This is a genomic window from Escherichia sp. Marseille-Q3837 (genome assembly GCF_916618735.1).
In the GTDB taxonomy this organism is placed as follows: domain Bacteria; phylum Pseudomonadota; class Gammaproteobacteria; order Enterobacterales; family Enterobacteriaceae; genus Escherichia; species Escherichia ruysiae.
Map to the genome: position 1 here is coordinate 4,449,540 of NZ_CAKAKC010000001.1, position 20,356 is coordinate 4,469,895.

General features: G+C 46.7%; 23 protein-coding genes, 1 tRNA gene and 3 pseudogenes. 14 read left to right on the forward strand and 13 right to left on the reverse strand.

The annotated features are described in order from the left end of the window. Positions 1 to 67: 67 nt before the first annotated feature. On the reverse strand, positions 68 to 1,117 hold the full coding sequence (locus LG381_RS21265) for an NAD(P)-dependent alcohol dehydrogenase (RefSeq protein ID WP_000848741.1): 1,050 nt from the start codon (positions 1,115 to 1,117) through the stop codon (positions 68 to 70). Positions 1,118 to 1,279: 162 nt separating this feature from the next. Beyond that, on the reverse strand, positions 1,280 to 2,149 hold the full coding sequence (locus LG381_RS21270) for an aldo/keto reductase (RefSeq protein WP_225763003.1): 870 nt from the start codon (positions 2,147 to 2,149) through the stop codon (positions 1,280 to 1,282). Between the two features lie 256 nt (positions 2,150 to 2,405). Between LG381_RS21270 and LG381_RS21275 the strand changes: the two are divergent. Both LG381_RS21275 and LG381_RS21280 read left to right on the forward strand, forming a co-directional pair. Next, positions 2,406 to 2,471 (forward strand): annotated as a pseudogene (locus LG381_RS21275) (2,5-didehydrogluconate reductase); the annotation flags it as partial. Positions 2,472 to 2,615: 144 nt separating this feature from the next. Further along, positions 2,616 to 3,579, forward strand: a pseudogene (locus LG381_RS21280) (IS110 family transposase). 167 nt (positions 3,580 to 3,746) lie between these two features. On the opposite strand, the pseudogene LG381_RS21285 reads toward LG381_RS21280, so the two are convergent. Further along, positions 3,747 to 4,435 (reverse strand): annotated as a pseudogene (locus tag LG381_RS21285) (transposase); the annotation flags it as partial. A 339-nt stretch (positions 4,436 to 4,774) separates the two neighbouring features. Between LG381_RS21285 and ykgR the strand changes: the two are divergent. Next, on the forward strand, positions 4,775 to 4,876 hold the full coding sequence (ykgR, locus tag LG381_RS21290) for a small membrane protein YkgR (protein WP_000662205.1): 102 nt from the start codon (positions 4,775 to 4,777) through the stop codon (positions 4,874 to 4,876). A 400-nt stretch (positions 4,877 to 5,276) separates the two neighbouring features. Here the strand turns inward: ykgR and LG381_RS21295 are convergent, their stop codons facing one another. Both LG381_RS21295 and LG381_RS21300 read right to left on the reverse strand, forming a co-directional pair. Then, positions 5,277 to 5,519: a DUF1471 domain-containing protein gene (locus LG381_RS21295; protein WP_032224623.1), complete on the reverse strand. Its 243-nt coding sequence runs from the start codon at positions 5,517 to 5,519 to the stop codon at positions 5,277 to 5,279. Positions 5,520 to 5,740: 221 nt separating this feature from the next. Continuing rightward, positions 5,741 to 6,463, reverse strand: a complete 723-nt coding sequence (locus LG381_RS21300; RefSeq protein ID WP_225762906.1) for an SDR family oxidoreductase — start codon at positions 6,461 to 6,463, stop codon at positions 5,741 to 5,743. A 98-nt stretch (positions 6,464 to 6,561) separates the two neighbouring features. On the opposite strand from LG381_RS21300, the gene LG381_RS21305 reads away from it, so the two are divergent. The 3 genes from LG381_RS21305 (at position 6,562) to LG381_RS21315 (ending at position 9,920) form a co-directional block, all read left to right on the forward strand. Continuing rightward, positions 6,562 to 7,461 (forward strand): LysR family transcriptional regulator, encoded by a 900-nt coding sequence (locus LG381_RS21305; protein ID WP_085460415.1) that lies wholly within the window; start codon positions 6,562 to 6,564, stop codon positions 7,459 to 7,461. Between the two features lie 220 nt (positions 7,462 to 7,681). Beyond that, positions 7,682 to 8,856 (forward strand): IS3 family transposase gene (locus tag LG381_RS21310; RefSeq protein WP_225762907.1). Its coding sequence is split into 2 segments (ribosomal slippage): positions 7,682 to 7,940 and positions 7,940 to 8,856, totalling 1,176 coding nucleotides; the frame shifts between segments, so codons are not numbered across the junction. A gap of 386 nt (positions 8,857 to 9,242) precedes the next feature. After that, positions 9,243 to 9,920 carry a hypothetical protein gene (locus LG381_RS21315; protein WP_222680173.1) on the forward strand — a complete coding sequence of 226 codons (678 nt, stop codon included), beginning with the start codon at positions 9,243 to 9,245 and terminating at the stop codon, positions 9,918 to 9,920. Between the two features lie 281 nt (positions 9,921 to 10,201). On the opposite strand, the gene LG381_RS21320 is transcribed toward LG381_RS21315, so the two are convergent. The 4 genes from LG381_RS21320 to LG381_RS21335 form a co-directional block, all read right to left on the reverse strand. Continuing rightward, complete coding sequence (locus LG381_RS21320; protein ID WP_222680174.1) at positions 10,202 to 10,804, reverse strand: P22AR C-terminal domain-containing protein; 603 nt, start codon at positions 10,802 to 10,804, stop codon at positions 10,202 to 10,204. A gap of 269 nt (positions 10,805 to 11,073) precedes the next feature. Further along, positions 11,074 to 11,373 (reverse strand): protein ren, encoded by a 300-nt coding sequence (locus LG381_RS21325; RefSeq protein ID WP_222680175.1) that lies wholly within the window; start codon positions 11,371 to 11,373, stop codon positions 11,074 to 11,076. Next, the gene (locus tag LG381_RS21330; protein ID WP_047667033.1) at positions 11,370 to 12,071 is read right to left on the reverse strand and encodes a replication protein P; all 702 of its coding nucleotides are present in this window, start codon (positions 12,069 to 12,071) and stop codon (positions 11,370 to 11,372) included. The genes LG381_RS21325 and LG381_RS21330 overlap by 4 nt, the downstream gene beginning before the upstream one ends. Further along, positions 12,068 to 12,904, reverse strand: a complete 837-nt coding sequence (locus LG381_RS21335) for a replication protein (RefSeq protein ID WP_225763004.1) — start codon at positions 12,902 to 12,904, stop codon at positions 12,068 to 12,070. The genes LG381_RS21330 and LG381_RS21335 overlap by 4 nt, the downstream gene beginning before the upstream one ends. Here LG381_RS21335 and LG381_RS21340 point away from each other — a divergent pair. The 7 genes from LG381_RS21340 to LG381_RS21370 all read left to right on the forward strand — a co-directional run bounded on the left by LG381_RS21340 (position 12,896) and on the right by LG381_RS21370 (position 15,893). Then, positions 12,896 to 13,042 (forward strand): DUF1317 family protein, encoded by a 147-nt coding sequence (locus LG381_RS21340; protein WP_225763005.1) that lies wholly within the window; start codon positions 12,896 to 12,898, stop codon positions 13,040 to 13,042. The two genes, LG381_RS21335 and LG381_RS21340, sit on opposite strands and share 9 nt — an antisense overlap. Then, complete coding sequence (locus tag LG381_RS21345; protein ID WP_225762908.1) at positions 13,039 to 13,596, forward strand: phage N-6-adenine-methyltransferase; 558 nt, start codon at positions 13,039 to 13,041, stop codon at positions 13,594 to 13,596. The genes LG381_RS21340 and LG381_RS21345 overlap by 4 nt, the downstream gene beginning before the upstream one ends. A gap of 76 nt (positions 13,597 to 13,672) precedes the next feature. Continuing rightward, entirely contained in the window at positions 13,673 to 13,888 is a 216-nt protein-coding gene (locus tag LG381_RS21350; RefSeq protein ID WP_225762909.1) for a cell division protein ZapA, read from the forward strand. A 98-nt stretch (positions 13,889 to 13,986) separates the two neighbouring features. Beyond that, complete coding sequence (locus LG381_RS21355) at positions 13,987 to 14,205, forward strand: TraR/DksA family transcriptional regulator (RefSeq protein ID WP_044190299.1); 219 nt, start codon at positions 13,987 to 13,989, stop codon at positions 14,203 to 14,205. A 47-nt stretch (positions 14,206 to 14,252) separates the two neighbouring features. Further along, positions 14,253 to 14,531, forward strand: a complete 279-nt coding sequence (locus tag LG381_RS21360; RefSeq protein ID WP_000488419.1) for a DUF4222 domain-containing protein — start codon at positions 14,253 to 14,255, stop codon at positions 14,529 to 14,531. Continuing rightward, positions 14,503 to 14,853 carry a helix-turn-helix domain-containing protein gene (locus LG381_RS21365; protein ID WP_000446903.1) on the forward strand — a complete coding sequence of 117 codons (351 nt, stop codon included), beginning with the start codon at positions 14,503 to 14,505 and terminating at the stop codon, positions 14,851 to 14,853. Before LG381_RS21360 ends, LG381_RS21365 begins: the two co-directional genes overlap by 29 nt. After that, positions 14,775 to 15,893: a site-specific integrase gene (locus tag LG381_RS21370; RefSeq protein ID WP_225763006.1), complete on the forward strand. Its 1,119-nt coding sequence runs from the start codon at positions 14,775 to 14,777 to the stop codon at positions 15,891 to 15,893. Before LG381_RS21365 ends, LG381_RS21370 begins: the two co-directional genes overlap by 79 nt. Positions 15,894 to 15,907: 14 nt before the next feature. Here LG381_RS21370 and LG381_RS21375 read toward each other — a convergent pair. The 3 genes from LG381_RS21375 to proB form a co-directional block, all read right to left on the reverse strand. After that, a tRNA-Thr gene (locus LG381_RS21375) sits at positions 15,908 to 15,983 on the reverse strand. A gap of 114 nt (positions 15,984 to 16,097) precedes the next feature. Further along, on the reverse strand, positions 16,098 to 17,351 hold the full coding sequence (gene proA / locus LG381_RS21380; protein ID WP_225762910.1) for a glutamate-5-semialdehyde dehydrogenase: 1,254 nt from the start codon (positions 17,349 to 17,351) through the stop codon (positions 16,098 to 16,100). 11 nt (positions 17,352 to 17,362) lie between these two features. Beyond that, on the reverse strand, positions 17,363 to 18,466 hold the full coding sequence (proB, locus tag LG381_RS21385) for a glutamate 5-kinase (protein ID WP_001285271.1): 1,104 nt from the start codon (positions 18,464 to 18,466) through the stop codon (positions 17,363 to 17,365). Between the two features lie 287 nt (positions 18,467 to 18,753). On the opposite strand from proB, the gene phoE reads away from it, so the two are divergent. Then, entirely contained in the window at positions 18,754 to 19,809 is a 1,056-nt protein-coding gene (phoE, locus tag LG381_RS21390) for a phosphoporin PhoE (protein WP_225762911.1), read from the forward strand. A gap of 99 nt (positions 19,810 to 19,908) precedes the next feature. Here the strand turns inward: phoE and crl are convergent, their stop codons facing one another. After that, the gene (gene crl / locus LG381_RS21395; protein WP_000174679.1) at positions 19,909 to 20,310 is read right to left on the reverse strand and encodes a sigma factor-binding protein Crl; all 402 of its coding nucleotides are present in this window, start codon (positions 20,308 to 20,310) and stop codon (positions 19,909 to 19,911) included. Positions 20,311 to 20,356 lie beyond the last annotated feature (46 nt).

Genomic DNA, 20,356 nt, shown 5'->3' on the forward strand with positions numbered 1-20,356 from the left:
TTGGTTCCATTATTGAACGCCTTTCTTGTGAGTTGCTGGAAAATATACACTGCTGTAAATTATTCCGTTACTCAGCATTCAGTGACGCCATATCAATAACAAAACGATGTGCCATATCCCCTTTTGCAAGGCGAGCAAAAGCATCGTTTATCTGATCAATATTGATCATTTCACATTCGGGATAGATATTATGCTTCGCGCAGAAATCCAGCACTTCCTGTGTTTCTGCAATACCGCCGATGAGTGAGCCAGCAACACGGCGACGCCCCATAATCAGAGGGATCGTAGACGGTTCTTCCATTGGCCCAACCTGTCCAACAATAACTAATGCACCATCAATATCTAACAATGGGGTGTAGATATTCAGGTCGTGTTTAACGGGAACTGTATCGATAATCAAATCGAATGCACAGGCTGACATCTGTAATGCCTCAGGATCTGAAGACGGGAGAATGCCTTTTGCACCGAGCAATTTTGCGTCTGCCTCTTTGCTTTTAGTCCGGCTGATCACAGTAACGTCAGCCCCCATCGCGACAGCCAGTTTTACAGCCATATGACCTAAACCGCCTAACCCAATAACGCCAACACGGCTGCCTGGGCCAACATTCCAGGTTCGTAATGGTGAGAATGTGGTAATTCCGGCACAGAGAATCGGTGCAGTTTTGGCTAAATCCATATTTTCAGGGATCCGCAGTACAAATTCCTCACGAACCACAATATGTTTGGAGTAGCCTCCCTGAGTAATTTCGCCGCTGATCCGATCCTTAGCACCGTAGGTTGGCGTCATCCCGTGGCGGCAATACTGTTCTTCGCCTTGTTCACACTGGTCGCAATGCATACAGCTATCAACCATACAGCCAACGGCAACATGATCGCCTACTTGATATTTTTTAACCCCCTGCCCCACAGCTCTCACGATACCGACAATTTCGTGCCCCGGAATTAACGGATAAGGCTGAGGCCCCCAGTCACCATTAACTGTATGTAAATCTGAGTGACAAACACCACAATAAAGAATTTCAATGGCAATATCATTGTCCCGTAACTCACGACGTTTAAAATGATAAGGAACCAGTTTTGCGTCGGAAGAGAGTGCGGCATAACCGATAGTTTTCATAAAGTGCCTCTTCATTATGAAATGATTAATAATTTAAGAATCATATACTTAAATCGCTGGTTAAAACCCATATTGTCTGAATTTACTATTTTATAAAACAAAACCTGTAAGCTCAGATAAAAACGTCATTATCCAAATAATATAGCTCAACAAATACTAAAATCAGTCATGTATTTTTACGCCAAGACAACCACGAACAAATTCAGGATTAAAATGTTTTACAGATTCGCCAACATAGCCTAAATCAAGCGAACTAATTTGCTCCATTTCTGCCTCTGTCAGTGAAAAATCCCAGATGGCGAAGTTCTCTTCAATACGCTGTTGATGAGTTGATTTTGGGATAACAACCACGCCACGTTGAATATTCCAGCGCAATATCACCTGAGAAATCGTTTTTTGGTGGGCATCAGCAATACTCTGAAGCATTCTGTTTTCAAATGGATTATGTCTTCCACCGCCTAGCGGAGCCCAGGCTTCAGGTTGCACATTATAGTGCTTCATGGTTGCCAGCGCCTCTGGTTGTGCAAAATAGGGATGCAGCTCAACCTGGTTCACCATTGGTTTTATTCTGACTGTTTCACAAAAGTTTGCTAATACATGAGGATAGAAATTGGAAACACCAATCGCTTTCAGTTTGCCTTCATCATAAGCGGCTTCCAGGGCTCGCCACGCACTGAAATAATCACGCATCGCCTGGTGCAATAAATAGAGGTCAAAATATTCAAGTCCCGATTTTTTTAACGATGCTTCAATTCCTGCTTTTGCTGTATCCTGATTAACCATATCCTGCACCCACAGTTTTGACGTAATAAATAACTCCTCACGGGTACAAAGACCTTCCGAAATGGCCTCACGAACAGCTTCACCGACAGCATCTTCATTACCGTATACCGCAGCCGTGTCGATAAGACGATACCCGGTTCGGATAGCACTTAACACTGACTGTTTACACTCTTCTTTATCGGTAACCTGAAAAACCCCAAACCCTATCATTGGCATTTTTAGGTTGTTGCTTAATACAGAAAACACCACGGTAAGCACCTCCATCACCATCAGGTATGACTTATTATTCTAAGTTAAAATACGACTCTCGATTAGTATGTAAATATCGATTTCACTTATGCAAATAATTCATCAATAAAATAGACCTACACGATAACAGTGCTACTCAATCAGCATTGAGGCAGATTAATGAATTTTGTTCATAGCCCCTGACAAATCCCGCCGTCTAATTGAATAACTCTCTTTACGTTATGCTTCCAATGAACAATAACGGGAGGCTAACACTATGCAAACTGTAAGACTGAACAACGGTATTGAAATGCCCTTGCTGGGTTTTGGTGTATTTCAGATTGAAGTGATGTGATGGACGTCCTTTCCTGAAGCAGTCAGTGCCATACTTTTACCGTCTGTGTTTGCTACGGGAGTAAATCACATGAGTACGATCTGAGTTGTTGGTATTGATATCGCCAAATCAGTTTTTCAGGTCTGTGTCTGGATGGTCGATGGCCCCGTCACATTGAACAAAAAAATCTCTCGTTCTAAATTGCTGGATACTATCCGACAGTTTGAACCAGGAACTCTTGTTGCTAAGGAGGCTTGCGCCACTTCGCATTTCTGGGGGCGAACCCTTACATCTATGGGCTATTGTGTCAGGCGCATCCCTGCACAACACATAAAGGCTTTTGTCCGTAGCCAGAAAAATGATGCCAATGATGCGCTGGCAATTTGCGAGACAGCATTTCGCCCGGGTATTCACTTTGTTTCTGTAAAAACAACAGGATATCAAGGCGCTCCGGAACACACGTCAACTGATGGTTAAGCAGAGAACGGCGCTGGCCAACCAGCTTCGTTCTCTGCTCGCTGAATATGGCTTCGCTATTCCTGTCGGGCTCCTGCGTCACCAGCAAAAACTACCGAAACTGATTGAAGATGCCTCAAACAACCTGACATTCACTCTTCGTCGACTGCTGTCCTCACTACGGGAAGATATGCAGGCATTAAATGAACGAATTACCGGTCTGGATAAGTAAATTGCAGCGCTGTCATCACAACAAATCGCGTACCGGCAACTATTAACAATCCCGGGCGTCGGTCCCCTGATTGCAGCAGCATTTCTCAGTGAAGTTGATGCCACACAGTTCTCGAGTGGGCGAGAATTATCAGCGTGGTGCGGACTGGTTCCCCGACAGCACAGTTCGGGCGGAAAACAGCGCCTGTCTTCTGTGACAAAAAATGGCAACCGGAGTCTGGGAACACTCATTATTCATGGTGCGAGACCTGTAATGCGCTGTGTGAAAAATCGGGATGACAGTCTGAGTAGTTGGCTGCAAAAGCTGGAGGTCCATCGAGGGTTCCTGAAAACCACGGTTGCGCTGGCGAATAAGCTGACGAGAATTATCTGGCGTGTTTTGAGCAATGGTGTTGATTTTAATATGCAGAAGGCCGTAGCGATGAATTAAATAAAAACAGCAAATTACAGAAAACATCTTTAAATAAGTTTGCACGCACTGATGAGATAACGGCTATCGTCCCTGTAACAGCCTGAAGTTGACCTGAGTAATTAAATACCGGTGTAGTGATTAGGAAACAGGGTCCGGATAACATCATGGCGCAGGTCATTAAACCTACTAACGTCGCCGCACCACACCTGATTAGGTAGGCTCTGTCACTGCGAACTGCTGCTCAGGGTGATTCGGGATAGCTATGTGTTCATGACCACCACGTTTATACCGGTGAGTGGGCTGCTGACAACTCACCAGTCCCAGCTCTTTCATGAGCCTGCCGGCAAGGCAGCGGCCCATTCTGAAGCCTCTCTGGGTTGCCATAGTCGCGATACTTCTTGCGCCGGCAGAACCATGGCTGATGTTATGCAGCTCCATAACCTGACTGCGTCATACAGCCCGTCTGCCGTCTGGCTTTTCAGGGCGGTTTTTCCAGTATTTGTAACTGCTGTGATGGACCCCGAATACGTGGCAGAGTGTGACCACAGGATAATGCGCTCTGAGTTTCCCGATTAACGAGAACTGTTCAGGGAGTCTGACATCAAGAGCGCGGTAGCCTTTTTTAATATTTCGTTTTCTATTTCAATGTGTTGTGGCTTTTTCCTGAGCTCACGTATTTCGATCTGCTCCGGGGTTATGGGGAGGCTTTTGGCGCTTTTCCCTGTCGTTCATCACGAAGCTGTTTTACCCATCGCGTCATGGTAGAAAGACCCACATTCATAGCACTGGCCGCATCTGCAACGGTGTAGGTCTGGTCAAGAACCAGTTGAGCGGATTCACGTTTAAACTCTGCGCTGAAATTTCTTCTTTTCATTGTGACACCTGTGTTGTTCTGAGGTGAGCATATCACCTCTGTTCAGGTGGACAAATTCAGTAAACCACTTCAAACCCCCTGAGAGATCCGACATTCTGAACAGTTGTGATATGTTTCCCCTGTGCCAATCGACGCCAGCATTGGCCACTCATTAGAGCAGACGCATCCCCGGAACTGATTTCAGGCGACGTATATCGATGACTTTGCTGTCATAAGTGATGGCTGATATGATACATCTTTTCAAATTTGTGATACACCTCAAAAAATTGGTTGACCAAACTCGTTATTTATATAAGGGCACTTACGAAGTGCACTCTTTTTTAAAGCGAGGAAGTACCAATGAAAGAGAATAAAATACAGCAAATCAGTAATAAACTGATTAATATCGTTGTTTTTGTTGCAATTGTAGAATACGCCTATTTGTTCCTCCATTTCTATTAATAACATCATAAAACAATTCACTTGCGTGATATTTAAAATATGTACCCCCCTGCTTTTCAAGCTATTTAGCGGCGTAAGAAAAAGTGTTGATTATGAATTTGACGGTTTAACAATATCTGTCTGACTGGCAACATAATCATCTGTGATTAATGCTGGCCTATTGATTACACCAGCATTAACCACTTAAGGATGTATTATTCCTATTCATTTATAGAATGCGAAAGAGAGAGTAAATAAAACTGTGGCAAATATTACTTTAGCACACCAAACCGAAGCATCCGTAAAATTAGCAGAATAACTGGTACAGTAGGTTGGAATAGAGTCATTTGTCAGGCATTCCATTGCCATAAGAATGACAATTTTGAATCAATATACAAGCTTTCTGGTAATGTATTACAATTTAATTCATTTGCTTTATAAAGCGTTTTTTATTGACAGGTGTTAACTTTGCGATCATATAAACTCTGTTCTTAAAAAACACTCCAAGAATTTTATATGATTTTCCTTGTTTTTCTGCCTGTAAAGATATTTCTTTCTCAGCACTGTCAATGGTTGAACCGACGGCAGTAACAGTTTTGGCGACGCTACTGAAGGACAATAAAGACAGAGCGGCAATGACAATTAAAGAATACGTAGTATTCATGGTTATTATCATGATAATTAAGAGTATGACTTTTTATATGCAAAGGAATTAAACAAGCGACAGTTTATTCCCTGATAAAATCATTTTACTGCAATTAAAACTCTATCTCCCTCGGAGTGAGAATGCATAATTTAGTGAATCTTGCCAGGCACGACAGAGGGATATGAAATTTCCTCCCGATATATTGAATAAAACGGGAATGTAAACATTAACGTTATCCTTCAGTTTGCAGACGCAGTGGGTCTGATGGTAATTTCAGTTGTATCAACGCTTTCAGGAGATTCAATAATATGCCTTACTGCACGAGCTATATCTGCGGGTTGAAGTGCAACAGAACGGTAGGCGTCCATTGCCTTCATGGTTTCCACATGGGTAATGCTTGACGCTAGCTCACTTTCTACAACGCCGGGATTTACGCAGGTCACGCGTATTTTCGAACTTTCCTGCCGTAAGCCATCAGAAATAGCCCGTACAGCAAACTTAGTTGCACAATAGACTGCGCCAGTAGGCACGACAGAAAGAGCACCAATAGAACCAAGATTGATGATCTGACCGGAACCCTGTGCTTCCATCACCGGAAGTACGGCGCCAATTCCCCAAAGCACGCCCTTGATATTCACGTCAATAGTGAGCTCCCATTCATCCTGTTTTCCTGCTGCAAGCGGTGAAAGCGGCATAACGCCCGCATTATTGATAAGAACATCAACCCGGCCCCAGCTATCCAGCGCAGCTTGCACAAAACCGCTCATGGACTGTCGGTCTGTAACATCCAACGCCCGCGCTTTAGCAATACCGCCTGCGCGACAGATTTCTGCTGCAATGGCTCCGATCCGCTCAAGTCTGCGTGCTCCCAGTAAAACCTTCGCACCTGTCGTTCCCAACTCTCTGGCAATACCTTCCCCAATACCACTTGATGCGCCGGTGATTAATATGACCTTATCCATTACGTTCTCCTTCAAATGTGTTCGGAGAGATAATAGAACTTTATGATTGGTTCCAGTATCCTGCTTTCAATGTACTCAGTGGTTAGCGGCATTAAACAATGAAAATCGATCTTAATCTTTTACCCATTTTTATCGCGGTAGCAGAAGAGAGTAATTTCAGTAAAGCCGCCGCACGGCTGGGCGTTACCCGTTCAGCGGTCAGTCAGGGAATAAGACGGCTTGAAGATACTTTCGGGACAATGCTTGTAATGCGGACCACGCGCTCAGTTAATTTGACGGAAGCAGGAGAACGGCTGCACAAATCGCTGTCATTACCTTTATCCGGTATTGAGGCGGCGTTCGAAGAAATGGTATCTGACCATATGCCACGTGGACTTCTCAGAATCGCGGTGACGTCGATAGCTGAAGAATTTCTTTCAGGTCCGCTAATCGCTTCGTTTGCTGCTGCCAATCCCGCCGTTACGCTTGATATTGTAGTCACAGATGAGGAATTCGATATCGTAGCCGCAGGTTACGATGCTGGCGTAAGGCTCGGAGAAGTCATTGAAAAAGACATGATTGCTGTTCCCCTTACCGCCAGGCAGCGTGAAATGGTGGTTGCCTCTCCCTCCTATCTCGCAGCCCACAGCACACCTGTTCATCCGCGTGAACTTGTGAATCATAAGTGTATCGGCTGGCGTCAATCCCCGGATGTTGCGCCTTATCGCTGGCCATTTGAAGAAAACGGGAGAGCTTTCGACCTTGCGATTGAACCGCAGATTACGACTAATGATCTGCGTCTGATGTTGAGGCTGGCTCTTGCCGGCGGAGGCATAACAATTGCCACTCAGGAAACTTTCAGGCCGTATATTGAAAGTGGTAAGCTCGTATCTCTGCTTGATGACTTTCTTCCACAATTTCCTGGCTTCTATCTGTATTTCCCTCAGCGTCGCAATATTGCACCAAAGCTCCGCGCCCTGATTGACCACGTCAAGGAATGGCGACAGCAATTGGCTTAATTATCTGCACCTACACTGCCTCATGCCAGAGCATGTATTTTGATAAATTGCCAGGGTTGCAATGGCACAAATACGGCATAGGAGGGAAAACATGGAGCATTTAAATATGGAGTAACTGCTTGATTTAAATGGTGCCGATAATAGGAGTGTAGTGGCATAGTGAATTTGGCCACCTGAATAGAGGTGATATCATCACCTCATAGTCAAAACAGGTGACATTATGACCGGACGTAACAGACGCAATTTTAGCCCCGAGTTTCGCCTCGAGGCTGCCCAGCTTGTACTCGATCAGCATTACACCGTTGCCGCCGCTGCCACTGCGATGAATGTCGGCAAATCCACGATGGATAAATGGGTTCGACAACTGAAAGAAGAGCGAGCGGGAAAATCACCCATAGCTTCACCCATGACACCTGAGCAGATTGAAATACGTGAGTTGAAGAAAAGACTTCAACGCGTTGAAATGGAAAGGGATATATTAAAAAAGGCTACCGCGCTCTTGATGTCAGACTCCCTGAACAATTCTCATTAGTTGAGAAACTCAGGGCGCGGTTTCCTGTTGCCGTTGTGTGCAACATGTTTGGGGTTCATCGCAGCAGTTATAAATACTGGCGGCAGCCCAGGAAGCCTGACGCCACGAAAGTGGCATTACTGAGCCTTGTGCGTGAAGTTTATCACGAAAGTAACGGTTCAGCAGGAGCGCGAAGCATTGCCGCAATGGTCACCACCAAAGGTATAAAACTGAGCCGCTGGCGGGCAACAAAGCTGATGAAAGCGCTCAATATTATCAGCTGTCAGCAACCTGGCCATCGTTATAAGAAGGCGTCTAAGGAACACATTGAGATCCCTAATTATCTGGATCGCCAGTTTGCTGTTACCGAGCCTAATCAGGCTTGGTGCGGTGATGTGACTTATATCTGGACGGGAAAACGCTGGGCTTATCTGGCTGTTGTACTCGATTTGTTTTCCCGCAAACCGGTTGGCTGGGCGATGTCATTTTTCCCTGATTCCGCACTGACAGGTAAAGCCCTGTCGATGGTCTGGGAAGCACGGGGGAAACCGGCTAATTTACTGTATCACTCGGATCAAGGCAGTCACTATACCAGCAGGAATTTCAGACAGTTACTGTGGAGATATCAGATAAAGCAAAGCCTGAGTCGCCGGGGAAATTGCTGGGATAACAGCCCAATGGAACGGTTCTTCAGAAGCCTGAAAACAGAGTGGGTACCGGATAATGGCTACGCGAATTTTAGCGAAGCCAGCACGGCAATAACGAATTACATCACAGGATATTACAGCCAGCTCAGACCTCATCAATATAATGGTGGTTTGACGCCGAATGAATCAGAACGATTGTTCTGGAAAAACTCTAAAGCTGTGGCCAGTTTTTGTTGACCACTACATCGGGGGTGTTCAGGCTCCGATGACATGATTATGGCGAGTTGATTATGGAAAATCAATTGAAGATGAAATTCAATAATGTCCCATGGTGCTCAATTAATTATATAACTACAGAGAAAACTGATAACCCATTGATGATGACATTAGCTCAGGCTAAGAAGACTGACAACGGGGACGAACATGAACAGCAACGCCTGACATAGGTAAATCTCAAAAGCGAATCATATAATACTTACTCCATCACTCAGAGACATCACATAATAATATTCATACCACTATATAATCTCCAAATAACAACAACAATTCATTGGTTGCATTAATATCAGCGTGTTCCGTTGTTCAGGAATAAAACTTTTTATTTAACAAACAAAGAGAGTTCAATGATGAGCAAAATTACAGGCGTGTTAGTTGATAGCCATATCTATGATATTAAAAATGATATGGAGAGTGGTTACTGTTTCCCCAACAGTTTGTTTCCAGGAGCCACCTTCAAGATGGTCATTGATAATGACCCTATTAATAATGACAAGGTAACATGGAGCTGTAGCACTAATGCAGACAATAATGTTCTGGCAGTTAGCCAGGATGGCACAGTAACTTTTCCGGGCGTAGATGAAAAGTGCGTTGGGAAGATTTTTGTTATTTTCGCCACTGATAAATCAACGAATAAATCTGCCGGCATCTATATTTTTATCGTGAAGCGTTTTTTCAAATACAGCATTGAAACTTATAAGTCAGTTAAAGATATTTTACCGTGGATTGAAAACATGAACGGAGAACTTCCTGAAGCACGTGATATCGATAGTTACGATTATGATGATCATTATGCAACGCATATTATCGAGCGAGAAGTTAACGCAGGGCTTTACCAGGAATGGGGCAAGTTATCTAATAGTGGATGGCACACAAGTGGTGAGTTTGAGGATTTTTGTTGCATTTACGCTTTTAATAAAGATAATAATAATTATTATTATCTGAGTGATTATGGAAGAAGACAGCAGCTTGCTTCTGGATACCCCGCTCAAGCAGTTGCATCCTACGGAGAATCCATCGACTGATTGTGCTTTTTTTCAACTATCATTTGCATTATTACAGCGTAAAGATTCACTGAAATTATAAAATTTAACTTGCGCAAAACCACCCGCTCAGCGGGTGGTTCTCATTTTTATCCACTATGTATATGAAGTTTAAATAATAAACGGACTTAAGCGTTCCTTTTTATATTGCTACAAACAATTAATTCTCGACACCTAATAACTAAAGCCCCTATCTCCCATATACCGCCAATACCCGTTTCATAACAAAATGCTGGTGACATTTCTCACCGGAAACTTTATTGCTACTGCTCAGAACGCAAATGCGACAATACTCTGCTCCACTTATCATCCTGCCAAGGTTGGAATTTTACATGCGCCGTTTCTCTGGCGAGGATTGCTCGCGCTCTGTTGAGTACCTTGGGATATTCTTGAGCGATGGCAGTAAAGCGACCGGCTTCACGATGCTCCGCAACCTGAAGAAGTGGAGTAACATTCTGGCAGGCGGTTAACATCGCATCCCCAGCTCGCCATAACCAAGCAAGTGTGCAAAATTCGTTATCAGTGAATTGTTTTGTGATCGGGGATTGTTGAACTTCTCGATCGAGAATATCCAGAACCCAGCGACGGAACTCTTTGGCTACAGGAGTTCGTGCAAACATGGCGATCAAATGGGCTCCGCGAAGGCTAAATACTCGAGACTCCTGCATTCCACGAGGGGTGGTCACTTTGACCACCCTTGTCATCATATCTGTAAATTCATCTGAGTGACGAGAGTAAATGCGCTGAACTGCTTTATCGTCCGCATATTCCAGAGCTAAACCAACTTCAGTGGCAGTAAGCCAAATTCTGTTATTGTGGCAAATTGGGGTAAAAGTCGTTTTGTGGAATGCTAATTGAGTAGTCATAGTATCACCTCATCAGGTTAACCATCACCACCAACGACGCCAATCGACTGGTGGTGAACTGTGCAAGGTTGGCGTAACCGGCTACTCAAACCCGGCGCTCCCGAAGAAGCCCTCACACAGCCCACCATAATTTGGGCGTAGCCGTGCTTAGCGCATAAAAAAACCGCTTAACGCGGTATGCGTTGAGTAGTATTCCGGGACGCCAATCCCGTGTGCCGATTTTGCGGCAACGGGCAAAATATAACGCCAGACACGAGTTATCGTCAACCTCACTGATTTCCTCCCCCCGCCGCATAAACAAATAAAACCCGCTTCATCGCTGCACTCTGGCGACACTCCTTAAAAATCAGATTCGTGCTCACCTTCCCTTCCCGTTCTTCCCTGGTAGCGAACCGGTAATACACCGTTCGCCAGACCTTACCATCAATGACTAAGATTCCTGCCCGCGCCATTTTAGCCGCAGCCTGATTTATGCTGGTTACTGTTGCGCCTGTTACCGCAGCAACGTCCTGCGCACAGAAGCTCTTATGCATCCCCAGGTAATGAATAATTGCCTCTTTGCCCGTCATACACTTGCTCCTTTCAGTCCGAACTTAGCTTTGATTTCTGCGATCTTCGCCAGAGCCTGTGCACGATTTAGAGGTCTACCGCCCATGACAGGAAGTTGTTTTACTGGTTCAGGTATCGTCTCACCACGGTTAATTCGCGCGGTCATACAGGTCAGCTCATCGGCAGCCTTACGCCGTAATTCCGCGTCAGTCAGCGCATTGGCCCGCATGTTCTGGTACAGGTTGGTAACCAGCCAGTAGTGCGCGTTTGATTTCCACGGATAAGACTCTGCATCTGGATACAGGCCACGCTTCCGGCAATACTCGTAAACCATATCAACCAGCTCGCTGACGTTTGGCAGCCCGGCGTTAACGGATGCTTCTTCCCGGCACCAGGCGACAAACTGTCCGGGTGATGGCAGGAATGGTCGATTCTGCCGACGGGCTACGCGCATTCCTGCGTTAACCTGTTCCATCGTGGTGATCCCGTTTTCCCGGAAAGCCAGAACCCACTGGCGGCGGATTTCGTTCAGTTCGTTCTGGTCACGGTTAGCCAAGCTCGCCGGGAAAGTTGCCAGTAACTGGCTGAACACACCGTTGATGATCTGCGCTACCTGCTGTACCTGCGGCTTTTCGTCGTACTGTTCCGGCATGTTGTTGGCGATCCGGCGCATCTGCTCACGGTCAAAATTAATCATCTGTGCGGCGATGTTTTTCATAGCTCCACCCCGTAAATCCAGTCAGTGTTCGTCAGGTCGAGTTTTGGTTTGCCGGCTGTCACGCCAGCCTGCTGCTTGTTTCGGTTGATTTCGAGCTGTGTCCACTTGTCGCGGAGTTTGGCCGGACACAACACGTTACCGGACCAGAAGTTGTCCTGGCATGCCCAGCGGAACAGCACGCACATGTCGCGGTGGTTACGTCCGTCACGTTCACGCATCAGGCGGATATCGTTAGCCCACCCTGCAAAATTCGGTTTTCTGGCTGATGGCGCGATGGTCTTCACCATGTCAAACATCCACTCTGCGGCGGTCAGGTCTTCTGCTGTCCCCCACTTGCTGCCGCTCTGAATTGCAGCATTCGGTTTCTCCACAGGAAGATCGTTTTCTGGCTGGTCAGAGGATTCGCCAGAATTCTCGGACGAAAAAGGTTTTATATTGTCTTTTGTTAGTTTGTCTTTTGTGTTTACCTGATTCGGGTAAACGCCTTTACCTGATTTAGGTAAACTTTTCTTACCTGATTCAGGTAAATTTACCTCTTTCAGGTAAACTTTATTTTTCTTACCTGATTCGGGTAATGTTGACCATTCACTGACCACATTATTGATGCCGATATTCCGCCCGCTCTGAATTAAAATCCCACGCTTTACCAGAACACTTTTTGCAGCAGAACACTTGTGCGGCAATATCCCGGTTAACTCGGAAAATTGCTCGTTGCTCACCCAATCCAGTTTTTTATTAAAGCCATATGTTTTGCGCATGACAGCCAGGAAGACCAGAAGCTGGTGCTGTGTTAATCCGGCCAGCATTACAACTTCCAGCAACTCATTTGCAATGCGCGTATAGGCGCGATCACTTTCGTCTACTCCGTTACAAAGCGAGGCTGGGTATTTCCCGGCCTTTCTGTTATCCGAAATCCACTGAAAGCACAGCGGCTGGCTGAGGCGATAAATAATAAACGGGGGACTGTATGACTGATTTCACCGGAAGCAATACTCCTGCCGAACATCGCGACAGCTGGCGCACACCACCAGAGATTTTTGCTGCGCTGAATGCAGAGTTCGTTTTTCAACTTGATGCTGCAGCCAACGAAAAAAACCGGCTATGTCGGCTTTTTATCTCACAGGAGCAGAACACATTAACCACTTCATGGCCTGAAGCAATGGGATATGCCTCTGGTTATGTCTGGCTGAATCCACCATACAGCAATATTTCCCCTTTTGTGAAAAAGGCAGCCACTGAAAACAAATTCAGTAGTGTGGGATGTGTAATGTTATTGCCTGCTGACACGTCTGTCGGATGGTTTCATGAAGCGATACAAACCGCCAGTGAGGTCAGATTCATCACGGCAGGACGACTGGCATTTATTAACCCACTCACCGGGAAACCCGTGAGTGGAAATAATAAAGGCTCGATGCTCATTATCTGGCACCCATACCCCCGTACACACTGCCACTTTACGACCGTTGATCGTGGCGAGTTGATGGCGTTCGGCTCAAGGATTTTTGCCCGTCGGGAGGCTGCATGACAACCACGGAATGCATTTTTCTGGCAGCGGGCTTCATATTCTGTGTGCTTATGCTTGCCGACATGGGACTTGTTCAATGATACCTCAGCAAGAAAACGCCCTTCGCAGCATTGCCCGTCAGGCTAATTCTGAAATCAAAAAAGCCAGACAGCAGTTTCCGGATAAAAACGTCGATGACATTTGCCGTAGCGTACTGAAGAAGCACCGCGAAACGGTAACGCTGATGGGATTCACACCGACTCATTTAAGCCTGGCGATCGGCATGTTAAACGGCGTCTTTAAGGAGCGATGAACATGAAAAGCAAAATCATCAGGGAGCTACAGGCTCCTTTTTTATTGTTCGCATTCACCCTCAAGCGTATTAACCAACAATTCAGGGATTAATGAAAGATGGCAGACATCATTGATTCAGCATCAGAAATCGAAGAATTACAGCGCAATACAGCAATAAAAATGCGTCGTCTGAACCACCAGGCTATATCTGCCACTCATTGTTGTGAGTGTGGCGATCCCATAGATAAGCGAAGACGCCTGGCCGTTCAGGGTTGTCGGACTTGTGCAAGTTGCCAGGAGGAGATCGAACTTAAGAACAAACAATGGGGATTGTGATGACCTCAAAGGAGCAAATTTCAACATCGTCCAACTGAGGTGTAAAAATGTTCAGAATCATTTTGCCTAACACCTGGTACGTCGACCACCACGGCACTCCCTGCAAAATCCTGCGTTCTACCCACAACAAAGTTCACTACATCCGAAAAGGCAGAACATGTATCGCCAGCATGTTCCGCTTTAATCATGACTTTGAACCTGTGAATAAAGCTGATGCAGATCGGATAGCAGAAGAGATCGAAACGGCAGAACACATTAAGAAGTTACGTGACATGCGTTCAAAAAGCAGAGGTAACCATGGAATCATACAGCCTCACACTCGATGAGGCCTGTCAGTTTCTCAAGATATCCAGACCTACCGCTACCAACTGGATACGAACAGGCCGCCTACAGGCAACACGCAAAGACCCCACTAAACCAAAATCTCCTTACCTCACAACGCGACAAGCCTGCATTGCGGCGCTTCAGTCTCCGCTGCATACTATCAAGGTGAGCGCGGGTGATGGCATAACAGAGGAAAGAAAATGTCACTCTTCCGCAGAAGTGAAATATGGTACGCCAGTTTCACATTGCCGAACGGTAAAAGATTTAAACAGTCTCTTGGAACAAAGGACAAAAGGCAGGCGACAGAGCTCCATGACAAGCTAAAGGCTGAAGCATGGCGGGTCAGCAAACTTGGTGAAATACCTGATATGACGTTCGAGGAAGCGTGTGTCAGGTGGCTTGAAGAGAAAGCACATAAAAAATCACTGGACGATGACAAAAGCCGGATCGGATTCTGGCTTCAACATTTCGCAGGGATGCAATTAAGAGACATTACTGAATCAAAAATTTATTCAGCAATTCAGAAAATGACGAACCGGCGTCATGAGGAAAACTGGAAACTCAGGGCAGAAGCATGCAGAAAAAAAGGGAAACCAGTTCCAGAATACACGCCAAAACCAGCGTCCGTTGCAACGAAGGCAACGCATCTTTCATTTATAAAGGCCCTGCTAAGAGCCGCAGAGCGTGAATGGAAAATGCTGGATAAGGCACCAATTATTAAAGTGCCTCAACCAAAGAATAAACGGATCCGCTGGCTGGAGCCCCATGAAGCACAAAGGCTGATTGATGAATGTCCGGAGCCATTAAAGTCTGTTGTTGAATTTGCACTGGCAACAGGCTTAAGACGCTCGAACATCATCAACCTTGAATGGCAACAAATAGATATGCAGCGCCGGGTGGCATGGATAAACCCGGAAGAGAGTAAATCAAACCGCGCAATTGGCGTTGCGCTGAATGATACTGTATGTCGCGTATTGAAAAAACAAATCGGGAATCATCACCGTTGGGTATTTGTGTACAAGGAAAGCTGTACCAAACCAGACGGAACGAAAGCGCCAACAGTAAGGAAGATGCGGTATGACGCAAACACAGCCTGGAAAGCGGCGCTGAGACGGGCTGGTATTGATGATTTCAGATTTCACGACTTGAGACACACCTGGGCAAGTTGGCTGGTTCAAGCCGGTGTCCCGTTGTCAGTGTTACAGGAAATGGGAGGCTGGGAGTCTATCGAAATGGTTCGTCGATATGCTCACCTCGCACCTAATCACCTTACCGAACACGCACGGCAAATAGACTCGATCCTGAACCCATCGGTCCCAAATTTGTCCCAGTCAAAAAATAAGGAAGGTACTAATGATGTGTAACTTATTGATTTAAATGGTGCCGATAATAGGAGTCGAACCTACGACCTTCGCATTACGAATGCGCTGCTCTACCAACTGAGCTATATCGGCCCTGAAAGGACATGTTCACGAACGTGAATCACGGTGGACAAGGTTAAAACTAACCGGGCGATGCGTCAATGGCCTTGTGAATCAAACGGCTACTTTTGCATCACCCGGTTTTATTTACGCACGAATGGTGTAATCACCAATGCCGATCCACTTGTAAGTGGTCAGTGCTTCCAGCCCCATCGGGCCGCGCGCGTGGAGTTTTTGTGTGCTTACCGCCACTTCCGCGCCAAGACCAAACTGGCCGCCGTCGGTAAAACGTGTAGAGGCGTTGACGTAAACAGCAGAAGAATCCACTTCGTTAACAAAACGCTGGGCATTGCGCATATTACGTGTCAGGATCGCATCGGAGTGCTGGGTGCCGTGTTCACGAATATGAGCGATGGCATCGTCAAGATCGCTGACGATTTTGACGTTCAAATCTAATGACAGGAACTCATCGTCATACTCTTCGGCTTTAACAGCAACCACCTTCGCGGGGCCTGCCTGCAACTGCGCCAGCGCAGCTGCATCAGCATGTAATGTCACGCCGCTTTCCGCCATTTGTTTGCTTAATGCGGGCAGGAAGCTATCGGCGATGTTTTTATTCACCAGCAACGTTTCTACCGTATTACACGTACTCGGACGCTGAGTTTTCGCGTTGATAATTACTTTCAGGGCTTCAGCGATCTCTGCACTTTCATCAACATAAATATGGCAGACGCCAATACCGCCGGTGATCACCGGGATCGTTGACTGCTCGCGGCACAGCTTATGCAAACCAGCGCCACCGCGTGGGATCAGCATGTCGATGTATTTATCCATACGCAGCATTTCACTCACCAATGCGCGATCCGGATTATCAATCGCCTGCACTGCGCCTGCCGGTAAACCGCAGGATTGCAGGGCGTCCTGAATCACCGCCACCGTTGCAGCGTTGGTGCGGCAGGTTTCTTTACCACCGCGCAGGATCACCGCGTTACCGGTTTTCAGGCACAGGGAAGCGACATCAACCGTCACGTTCGGGCGCGCTTCATAAATCACCCCAATCACGCCAAGTGGGACGCGACGACGCTCCAGACGCAGGCCACTGTCCAATACGCCGCCATCGATTACCTGCCCCACCGGATCGGCGAGGTTACACACCTGGCGCACATCGTCGGCAATGCCTTTCAGCCGTGCGGGCGTCAGTGCCAGACGGTCAAGCATCGCTTCGCTAAGGCCATTGGCACGCGCGTCTGCAACATCCTGGGCGTTAGCGTTGAGGATATTTTCGCTTTGTGCTTCCAGTTCATCGGCGATCTTTTCCAGCACGCGATTTTTTTCGCGGCTGGAGAGTTGCGCTAATTTATACGAGGCTTGCTTCGCGGCAATGCCCATTTGTTCCAGCATCGGCCTGCTCCTTAACGGGTAATCATGTCATCACGGTGAACGGCAACCGGGCCATATTCATATCCCAGTATTGCATCAATTTCTTGCGAGTGGTGTCCGGCAATGCGACGCAATGCATCGCTGTTGTAACGGCTGACGCCGTGGGCAATATCGCGACCTTCGAGGTTGCAAATACGAATGACTTCACCACGCGAGAAGTTGCCGCTCACGCTTTTAATACCTTTCGGCAACAGGGAGCTGCCGCGTTCAAGAATAGCGGCGGTCGCCCCTTCATCAACGGTAATTTCACCCGCAGGTGGCGCGCCAAAAATCCAGCGTTTACGATTTTCTAAAGGCGTTGCCTGGGCATGGAACAGCGTACCGACAGGAATACCTTCCATCACATCACCAATGACGCCCGGCTTGTTACCTGCGGCAATAATGGTGTCGATCCCCGCACGGCAAGCCACGTCCGCCGCCTGCAATTTGGTGCCCATGCCGCCGGTTCCAAGACCTGAAACACTGTCACCGGCAATCGCCCGCAGTGCGTCATCAATGCCGTAAACATCTTTAATCAGTTCCGCCTGCGGATTGCTGCGCGGGTCAGCGGTATACAAACCTTTTTGATCGGTCAGCAGCAACAGCTTATCGGCACCCGCCAGAATCGCCGCCAGCGCAGAAAGGTTGTCGTTATCGCCGACTTTAATCTCTGCCGTAGCAACAGCATCGTTCTCATTAATTACCGGAACGATGTTGTTATCGAGCAGCGCACGCAGCGTATCGCGGGCATTCAGGAAGCGTTCACGGTCTTCCATATCGGCACGGGTCAGTAACATCTGCCCGACGTGAATGCCGTAAATTGCAAAGAGTTGTTCCCACAGTTGAATCAGTCGACTCTGCCCTACCGCCGCCAATAGTTGCTTCGAGGCGATAGTCGCTGGCAGTTCCGGGTAACCCAGGTGCTCACGTCCGGCGGCAATTGCGCCCGACGTCACAATGACTATCCGATGCCCGGCGGCATGTAACTGCGCGCACTGGCGAACAAGTTCAACGATATGGGCACGGTTCAGACGGCGCGATCCGCCTGTTAGCACACTGGTGCCGAGTTTTACCACCAGCGTCTGGCTGTCACTCATGATTCTCTGCCATTCAATTTTAGGAAAAATGATATCAAACGAACGTTTTAGCAGGACTGTCGCCGGTTGCCAACCATCTGCGAGCAAAGCATAGCGTTTTGTTGCGCGGGATCAGCAAGCGTAGCGGCAGTTGTTTACGTTTTTATTACAGATTTAATAAATTACCACATTTTAAGAATATTATTAATCTGTAATATATCTTTAACAATCTCAGGTTAAAAACTTTCCTGTTTTCAATGGGTCTCTCCCGCTGAATATTCGCGCGTTAATTAAAATCAGGAATGAAAATGAAAAAGAGCACTCTGGCATTAGTGGTGATGGGTATTGTGGCATCTGCATCCGTACAGGCCGCAGAAATATATAACAAAGACGGTAATAAACTGGATTTCTATGGCAAAGTTAAAGCCATGCATTATATGAGTGATAATGACAGTAAAGATGGCGACCAGAGTTATATCCGTTTTGGTTTTAAAGGCGAAACACAAATTAACGATCAACTGACCGGTTATGGTCGGTGGGAAGCGGAGTTTGCAGGAAATAAAGCGGAGAGTGATACCGCACAGCAAAAAACGCGTCTCGCTTTTGCCGGGTTGAAATATAAGGATTTAGGTTCTTTCGATTATGGACGTAACCTGGGCGCGCTGTATGACGTCGAAGCCTGGACCGATATGTTCCCGGAATTTGGTGGCGACTCCTCGGCGCAGACCGACAACTTTATGACCAAACGCGCCAGCGGGCTGGCGACTTACCGTAACACCGACTTCTTCGGCGTTATCGATGGCCTGAACTTAACCCTGCAATATCAAGGGAAAAACGAAAACCGCGACGTTAAAAAGCAAAACGGCGATGGCTTCGGCACGTCATTGACATATGACTTTGGCGGCAGCGATTTCGCCATTAGTGGGGCCTATACCAACTCAGATCGCACCAACGAGCAGAATCTGCAAAGCCGTGGTACGGGCAAACGTGCCGAAGCGTGGGCAACGGGTCTTAAATACGATGCCAATAATATTTACCTGGCAACCTTCTATTCTGAAACGCGTAAAATGACGCCAATTTCTGGCGGTTTTGCTAATAAGACACAGAATTTTGAAGCGGTCGCTCAATATCAGTTTGACTTTGGTCTGCGTCCATCGCTGGGTTATGTCTTATCGAAAGGGAAAGATATTGAAGGTATTGGTGATGAAGATCTGGTCAATTATATCGACGTCGGTGCTACATATTATTTCAACAAAAATATGTCAGCGTTTGTTGATTATAAAATCAACCAACTGGATAGCGATAATAAGTTGAATATTAATAATGATGATATTGTCGCGATAGGAATGACATATCAGTTTTAATAATATTGCCGGATGCGGCGTGAACGCCTTATCCGGCCTACGAAAACCACTATTTCAGGCCGGAAGAGATGCTCAAACATCACATCCGGCACTTTTCACTCATGCCGTTAACTTCACCGGCTCATCACGAAAATCATCCGCCGGTTCCAGCTTCAGATTCAGCGTCGCCAGCAGTTCACGCAGCTTTTCATGAAACTCGCGCAGAGTGTGCTCCAGCCGCTCAACCACTTCCGCATCTTTTACCTGAACATGCGTCCAGTCGCCTGCTTTATCGAACAGACCAAACTGGTAACTGTAGGTAAAACGGGATTCCTGCGCTTCCAGTTCCATCCACCAGCCCCAGAACTCACGCACTTCCGGCGCCGGTTTCACATTGACGCATACAGCCAGACAATCGAAAAAGAATCGATTATCTTCGCACTTACCTTCACGAATATACGGGCCTAGTGCGGTAAATTTTTTGATCAATCTGCTTTTCGGGTGTCCACTCGGTAACGTCATTGCGATCTCCTGTTGTGAAGCAACTGTTTTACCAAATTGGCAAAAT

What these genes read in the sequence shown, in the direction of transcription:
- LG381_RS21265 (WP_000848741.1), bottom strand. Translation starts at nt 1,117, where the DNA reads ATGAAAACTATCGGTTATGCCGCACTCTCTTCCGACGCAAAACTGGTT.
- ykgR (WP_000662205.1), top strand. Translation starts at nt 4,775, where the DNA reads ATGAAAGAGAATAAAATACAGCAAATCAGTAATAAACTGATTAATATC.
- LG381_RS21295 (WP_032224623.1), bottom strand. Translation starts at nt 5,519, where the DNA reads ATGAATACTACGTATTCTTTAATTGTCATTGCCGCTCTGTCTTTATTG.
- LG381_RS21300 (WP_225762906.1), bottom strand. Translation starts at nt 6,463, where the DNA reads ATGGATAAGGTCATATTAATCACCGGCGCATCAAGTGGTATTGGGGAA.
- LG381_RS21305 (WP_085460415.1), top strand. Translation starts at nt 6,562, where the DNA reads ATGAAAATCGATCTTAATCTTTTACCCATTTTTATCGCGGTAGCAGAA.
- LG381_RS21315 (WP_222680173.1), top strand. Translation starts at nt 9,243, where the DNA reads ATGATGAGCAAAATTACAGGCGTGTTAGTTGATAGCCATATCTATGAT.
- LG381_RS21320 (WP_222680174.1), bottom strand. Translation starts at nt 10,804, where the DNA reads ATGACTACTCAATTAGCATTCCACAAAACGACTTTTACCCCAATTTGC.
- LG381_RS21325 (WP_222680175.1), bottom strand. Translation starts at nt 11,373, where the DNA reads ATGACGGGCAAAGAGGCAATTATTCATTACCTGGGGATGCATAAGAGC.
- LG381_RS21330 (WP_047667033.1), bottom strand. Translation starts at nt 12,071, where the DNA reads ATGAAAAACATCGCCGCACAGATGATTAATTTTGACCGTGAGCAGATG.
- LG381_RS21345 (WP_225762908.1), top strand. Translation starts at nt 13,039, where the DNA reads ATGACTGATTTCACCGGAAGCAATACTCCTGCCGAACATCGCGACAGC.
- LG381_RS21350 (WP_225762909.1), top strand. Translation starts at nt 13,673, where the DNA reads ATGATACCTCAGCAAGAAAACGCCCTTCGCAGCATTGCCCGTCAGGCT.
- LG381_RS21355 (WP_044190299.1), top strand. Translation starts at nt 13,987, where the DNA reads ATGGCAGACATCATTGATTCAGCATCAGAAATCGAAGAATTACAGCGC.
- LG381_RS21360 (WP_000488419.1), top strand. Translation starts at nt 14,253, where the DNA reads ATGTTCAGAATCATTTTGCCTAACACCTGGTACGTCGACCACCACGGC.
- LG381_RS21365 (WP_000446903.1), top strand. Translation starts at nt 14,503, where the DNA reads ATGGAATCATACAGCCTCACACTCGATGAGGCCTGTCAGTTTCTCAAG.
- proA (WP_225762910.1), bottom strand. Translation starts at nt 17,351, where the DNA reads ATGCTGGAACAAATGGGCATTGCCGCGAAGCAAGCCTCGTATAAATTA.
- proB (WP_001285271.1), bottom strand. Translation starts at nt 18,466, where the DNA reads ATGAGTGACAGCCAGACGCTGGTGGTAAAACTCGGCACCAGTGTGCTA.
- phoE (WP_225762911.1), top strand. Translation starts at nt 18,754, where the DNA reads ATGAAAAAGAGCACTCTGGCATTAGTGGTGATGGGTATTGTGGCATCT.
- crl (WP_000174679.1), bottom strand. Translation starts at nt 20,310, where the DNA reads ATGACGTTACCGAGTGGACACCCGAAAAGCAGATTGATCAAAAAATTT.